Source organism: Variovorax sp. KBW07, assembly GCF_003852515.1.
Taxonomy (GTDB): domain Bacteria; phylum Pseudomonadota; class Gammaproteobacteria; order Burkholderiales; family Burkholderiaceae_C; genus Variovorax.
This window is the reverse complement of the sequence record NZ_QAJK01000193.1, coordinates 1-5,874: the sequence shown is the minus strand read 5'-3', so window position 1 is coordinate 5,874 and position 5,874 is coordinate 1. Positions and strand designations below refer to the sequence as shown.

5 protein-coding genes are annotated in these 5,874 nt (G+C 66.2%); 4 read left to right on the top strand and 1 reads right to left on the bottom strand.

Going from position 1 to position 5,874, the window contains the following annotated elements; all coding sequences use genetic code 11:
* Positions 1–190: 190 nt before the first annotated feature.
* Positions 191–958, bottom strand: a complete 768-nt coding sequence (locus DBV14_RS30735; RefSeq protein WP_124465321.1) for a DeoR/GlpR family DNA-binding transcription regulator — start codon at positions 956–958, stop codon at positions 191–193.
* Positions 959–1,080: 122 nt separating this feature from the next.
* Here DBV14_RS30735 and glpD point away from each other — a divergent pair, with 122 nt between their 5' ends.
* Genes glpD through DBV14_RS30715 form a run of 4 tightly spaced genes read left to right on the top strand, consistent with a single transcriptional unit; the run spans position 1,081 to position 5,801 of the window.
* Positions 1,081–2,739: a glycerol-3-phosphate dehydrogenase gene (gene glpD, locus DBV14_RS30730; protein WP_124465319.1), complete on the top strand. Its 1,659-nt coding sequence runs from the start codon at positions 1,081–1,083 to the stop codon at positions 2,737–2,739.
* Positions 2,740–2,767: 28 nt separating this feature from the next.
* Positions 2,768–3,841: an ABC transporter ATP-binding protein gene (locus DBV14_RS30725; RefSeq protein WP_124465317.1), complete on the top strand. Its 1,074-nt coding sequence runs from the start codon at positions 2,768–2,770 to the stop codon at positions 3,839–3,841.
* A 2-nt stretch (positions 3,842–3,843) separates the two neighbouring features.
* A complete protein-coding gene (locus DBV14_RS30720) occupies positions 3,844–4,914 on the top strand; it encodes an ABC transporter ATP-binding protein (RefSeq protein WP_124465315.1) in 1,071 nt (356 codons plus the stop codon).
* The gene (locus DBV14_RS30715; RefSeq protein ID WP_124465313.1) at positions 4,911–5,801 is read left to right on the top strand and encodes a carbohydrate ABC transporter permease; all 891 of its coding nucleotides are present in this window, start codon (positions 4,911–4,913) and stop codon (positions 5,799–5,801) included. Before DBV14_RS30720 ends, DBV14_RS30715 begins: the two co-directional genes overlap by 4 nt.
* Positions 5,802–5,874 lie beyond the last annotated feature (73 nt).

Below are 5,874 nucleotides of genomic sequence, written 5' to 3'. Positions count from 1 at the left end.
TGGTGTACCGCTGATCAACGACCACTCTGATGACGCTCACGCGGATGGTGTGCTCTGCGCAGCGAAATAAAGGAGGAGCGAAGCGGGGGACATTCGCGGAGCAGAGCACACCGTCGGCGTGGGCGTCGCCCTGAAGCAAGCGCGTCACCAGACCAACGCGACGGCGAACAGAACACGAGCGCATCCGAACTCAATCGCGCGCAATCTCAAGCCGCACCTGCGCCGCATGCAGCAGATCGGTAAACGGCTCCGGCGGTTCCGCGTCCGTGAACAGGCGGTCGATCTGCGACAGCGTGCCCAGCTGGATCATTGCCGGCCGGTTGAACTTGCTTGCGTCCGCGGCCAGCCACACCTCGCGAGCCTGCGCGATGATGGTTTGCGCCACTTTTACCTCGCGCAAGTCGAAGTCCCGCAAAGAGCCATCCGCCTCGATGCTCGACACGCCGATCAGCGCGATGTCCACCTTGAACTGGCGAATGAAATCGATCGTCGCCTCGCCCACGATCGCGCGGTCGCGCGGGCGCACCGAGCCGCCCGCCACGATCACCTCGCACGAACTGTTGCCCGTCAGGATCGTCGCCACGTTCAGGTTGTTCGTGATCACCCGCAGCCCCGTGTGGCGCAGCAGCGCCTTGGCGATCGCTTCGGTCGTCGTGCCGATGTTCAGGATCAGCGAGCAGTCGTTGGGCACCAGCTCGGCCACGCGGCGGGCAATGCGCGCCTTGCCTTCGGCGTTCAGGGTTTCGCGCTGCTGGTAGCCGATGTTCTCGGTGGTGGAACTGGGCACGCGCACGCCGCCGTGGAAACGCGTCAGCAACCCCTGGTCGGCCAGCCGCTGCACGTCGCGGCGCACGGTCTGCAGGGTCACGCCGAGCATGTCGGCCAGTTGTTCGACGGTGACGGAACCGCGCGTTCGCACGGTGTCCAGGAGGTTGATCTGGCGCGGATTGGAGTTCACAAGGGCGTCGTGGAGGGCAGGAACACTGCGGGCAAGGGTACAGCGCGTGTCACTTTAAAACGAAAGAAAACGAATCCGAGTAAGGGAAAACTCGGAGGAAAATCGCGCTCAAAGGAACCTAAATGAAAAAACTCGAAAATACAATGGCCGCCGTCGGTGACGAAAGTCACGTTCCTACGGACCCCATTCCTGTGAGCGATTTCTCCTCCCAAGCGACCGATCCGGCTTCTGACTGCGATGTGCTGATCGTCGGCGGCGGCATCAACGGCTGCGGCATTGCACGCGACCTCGCGGGCCGCGGCTGGCGCGTGGTGCTCTGCGAAAAGGACGATCTCGCCTCGCACACGTCTTCTTCTTCCACCAAGCTGATCCACGGCGGGCTACGCTACCTGGAGTACTACGAGTTCTCGCTGGTGCGCAAGGCGCTGCAGGAGCGCGAGGTGCTGCTCAAGAGCGCGCCGCACATCATGTGGCCGCTGCGCTTCGTGATGCCGCACGACCCATCGATGCGGCCGGCCTGGATGATCCGCATCGGCCTGTTCATGTACGACCACCTGGCCAGGCGCGAGGTGCTGCCGGGTTCGCGCAGCGTCGACCTGCGCCAGCACGCGGCCGGCAAGCCGCTCAAGAACCAGTACAAGCGCGGCTTCATCTACTCGGACGGCTGGGTCGATGACGCACGGCTGGTGGTGCTGAACGCGCTCGACGCCCAGTCGCGCGGCGCCGAAATCTTGACGCGCACCCGCTGCATCCATGCGCAGCGCGGCACCGACGGCTGGGTGGCCACGCTCGAAGGGCCCGATGGCGCGCACCGCACGGTGCGGGCGCGGGCCGTGGTCAATGCCGCGGGGCCGTGGGCCGAATCTTTCCTGCGCGGCGTGGCGCAGTCGTCCAAAGGCGAGGCGCTGGCCACCAAGAGCCTGCGCCTCGTGAAGGGCAGCCACATCGTGGTGCCGCGCCTGTTCGAGCACGACCACGCCTACATCTTCCAGAACCCCGACAAGCGGATCATCTTCGCGATTCCCTACCAGGACGAGTTCACGCTCATCGGCACCACCGACATCGAGCTGAATGGCGACGACCCCGGCGCCGCGCGCATTGCGCAGGAAGAAATCGACTACCTCTGCACCCAGGCCAGCCGTTATTTCGAAAAAGCCATCGTGCCGGCCGACGTGGTGTGGACCTACTCCGGCGTGCGCCCGCTGCTCGACGACGCGTCGGGCGACCCGTCGGCCGTCACGCGCGACTACATGCTCGAGTCGAACACCACGGCCGCGCCGCTGCTGTCGGTGTGGGGCGGCAAGATCACCACCTTCCGCAAGCTGGCCGAGGACGCCGCCGACGAGGTCGGCAAGATGCTGGGCCAGTCGAGCGCGCAGCGCCCGGCATGGACCGATGGCGCCTTTCTCGCGGGCGGCGACCTGTCGGCCTGGATCGGCGCGCCCAAGCGGCCTGACGACGATTTCGAACGCTTCGTGGCCGCCGTGCGCGAAAAGTACACCTGGCTCGCCGCCAAGCTCGCGCGCCGGCTGGCCCGCGGCTACGGTGCGCGGGTGGCGCAACTGCTGGGCGATGCGCAATCGATGGCCGACATGGGCGCCGAGGTGGCGCCGGGCCTTCACGAGCGCGAACTGCGCTTCCTGCAGGACCACGAATGGGCCGTGACCGCGCAAGACGTGCTGTGGCGCCGGTCCAAGCTGGGGCTGCACTACACGCCCCAGGAACGCGAGCAGGTGGCCACCTGGCTGCAGGCTCACGCGAAGCAGAACCGCAACACCTGACCGAAAAAAGAAAAGCGAGGGGAGGCCCATGCAACTGACTCTGGAGCGCGTCACCAAGAAGGTCGGCGCGCAGACCTGGCTCTACGAGCAGAGCATTGCGCCTCGCAGTGGCGCCGTCACCGTGCTGCTGGGCGCCACGCAGGCCGGCAAGACCAGCCTGATGCGCCTGATGGCGGGGCTCGACGCGCCGACTACCGGCAAGGTGCTGGTCGATGGCCATGACGTCACGGGCATGCCGGTGCGCGAGCGCAACGTGGCCATGGTCTACCAGCAGTTCATCAACTACCCCTCGCTCAAGGTGTTCGACAACATCGCCTCGCCGCTCAAGCTGCGCGGCGAAAAGAACATCGATGCGCGGGTGAGGGCGCTGGCCGACAAGCTGCACATCGGCATGTTCCTCGACCGCCTGCCGGCCGAGCTGTCGGGCGGGCAGCAGCAGCGCGTGGCGCTGGCCCGCGCCCTGGCCAAGAACGCGCCGCTGATGCTGCTCGACGAGCCGCTGGTCAACCTCGACTACAAGCTGCGCGAAGGCCTGCGTGAAGAACTCACGCAGCTCTTTGCCACCGGCGACTCGACCGTGATCTACGCCACCACCGAACCCGGCGAAGCGTTGCTGCTCGGTGGCTACACGGCCGTCATGGACGCCGGCGAACTGCTGCAGTACGGCCCGACCGCCGAGGTGTTCCACGCGCCGCAGTCGCTGCGCGTGGCGCGCGCCTTCAGCGATCCGCCGATGAACCTGCTGGCCGCCACCTCGGCGTCCGGCCAGGTGCAACTGGCCGGTGGGCCCGCGCTTGCGCTTGCGCTGCCGCAGGGCGTGTCGGGCCCGGTCACCGTCGGCTTGCGCGCGAGTGCGCTCAACGTCGGCGCGGGGGAGGGCGACATCGCCCTGGCGGGCAAGGTGGAGCTGGCCGAGATTTCGGGCTCCGACACCTTCGTGCACGTCGAGACGGCGGTCGGCGAACTGGTGGCGCAGCTCACCGGTGTGCACCGCTTCGAGCTGGGTGCCGCGATCACGCTGTATTTCAGCGCGTCGCAGGCCTATGTGTTCGATGCCGGCGAAAAGCTGGCGCTGGCGCCCGCATGGCGCAAAGGAAACTAGTCATGGCACGCATCGACCTCGACCTGGCCCACGCCTACCGCGCCAATCCCACGCAAGACAGCGACTACGCGCTGCTGCCGCTGAAGATGAGCTTTCGCGACGGCGGCGCCTATGCCTTGCTCGGCCCCTCGGGCTGCGGCAAGACGACCATGCTCAACATCATCTCGGGCCTGCTGGTGCCGTCGCAGGGCACCGTCACGTTCGACGGCCGCGACATGACGCGTGCCACGCCGCAAGAACGCAACATCGCGCAGGTGTTCCAGTTCCCGGTGATCTACGACACCATGACCGTGGCCGAGAACCTCGCGTTTCCGCTGCGCAACCGCAAGGTGCCCGAAGACCAGATCAAGAAGCGCGTCGGCGAAATTGCGGAGATGCTCGACATGAGCGGCCAGCTCAACCAGCGCGCGGCGGGGCTCGCGGCCGATGCCAAGCAGAAGATCTCGCTGGGCCGAGGCCTGGTGCGCAGCGACGTGTCGGCGGTGCTGTTCGACGAGCCGCTCACCGTGATCGACCCGCACCTGAAGTGGCAGCTGCGCCGCAAGCTCAAGCAGATTCACCGCGAGCTGAAGCTCACGCTGATCTATGTCACGCACGACCAGGTCGAGGCGCTCACCTTCGCCGAAGAGGTGGTGGTCATGACGCGCGGCAAGGCCGTGCAGGTGGGCAGTGCCGAGGCATTGTTCGAGCGGCCGGCGCACACCTTCGTCGGCCATTTCATCGGCTCGCCCGGCATGAATTTCCTGTCGGCGAACAGCACCAACGGCGCGCTCGAAGTGGCGGGCACGCCGCTGGTGCCCACACGCGAACTGCCGCAGGGTGCGCTCAAGATCGGCATCCGGCCCGAGTACCTGCGTCTGTCTAACGCCGGCGCCGCCGGTGCCGTGCCCGCGGTCGTCAAGCAGGTGCAGGACGTCGGCACCCACGCGATGCTGAGCGCCGAAGCCGATGGCAGCGTCATCAAGGTGCGGCTGCATTCCGACGAACGGCCGCCCGCGGTGGGCGACACCGTGTGGCTGCGCGTGCTGGACACGCACACCTGCTACTACAAGGACGAGGAGCTGGTGGCATGAACGCAACCAACAAACCCATCAACCAGAAGGCCTGGTGGCTCGTGCTGCCTGTGCTGATCTGCGTCGCCTTCTCGGCCATCGTGCCGTTGATGACGGTAGTCAACTACTCGGTGCAGGACATCATCTCGCCCGAGCGCCGCGTGTTCGTCGGCACCGAATGGTTCGCCTCGGTGATGCGCGACGACGAGCTGCACCAGGCGCTGTGGCGCCAACTGGGCTTCTCGTTCTCGGTGCTGCTGGTCGAAATTCCGCTGGGCATCGGCCTGGCGCTGTCGATGCCGGCCAAGGGCTGGAAGTCGTCGGCGGTGCTGGTGGTGGTGGCGTTGTCGCTGCTGATTCCCTGGAACGTGGTGGGCACGATCTGGCAGATCTACGGCCGCGCCGACATCGGGCTGCTGGGCCATGCGTTGCAGACGCTGGGCATCGAATACAACTACACGGGCAGCGCAACCGACGCCTGGCTGACGGTGCTGGTGATGGACGTGTGGCACTGGACGCCGCTGGTGGCGTTGCTCTGCTATGCGGGCCTGCGTTCGATCCCGGACGCGTACTACCAGGCCGCGCGAATCGACGGCGCGAGCAAGTTCGCGGTGTTCCGCTACATCCAGCTGCCGAAGATGCGCGGCGTGCTGATGATCGCGGTGCTGCTGCGGTTCATGGACAGTTTCATGATCTACACGGAGCCGTTCGTGCTGACGGGCGGCGGGCCAGGCAATGCAACGACGTTCCTGAGCCAGTACCTGACGCAGAAGGCGGTGGGGCAGTTCGACCTGGGGCCGGCGGCTGCGTTCTCGCTGATCTATTTCCTGATCATCCTGTTGTTCTGCTTCGTGCTCTACAACTGGATGCAGCGGGTGGGGACGCAGGAAGTCGAGGTGGAGAAATGACGGGTCGTGTTGTGTCTTCGTTTCGCTGGTTTCGTTCAGGGCACGCTCACGCCGACGGTGTGCTCTGCTCCGC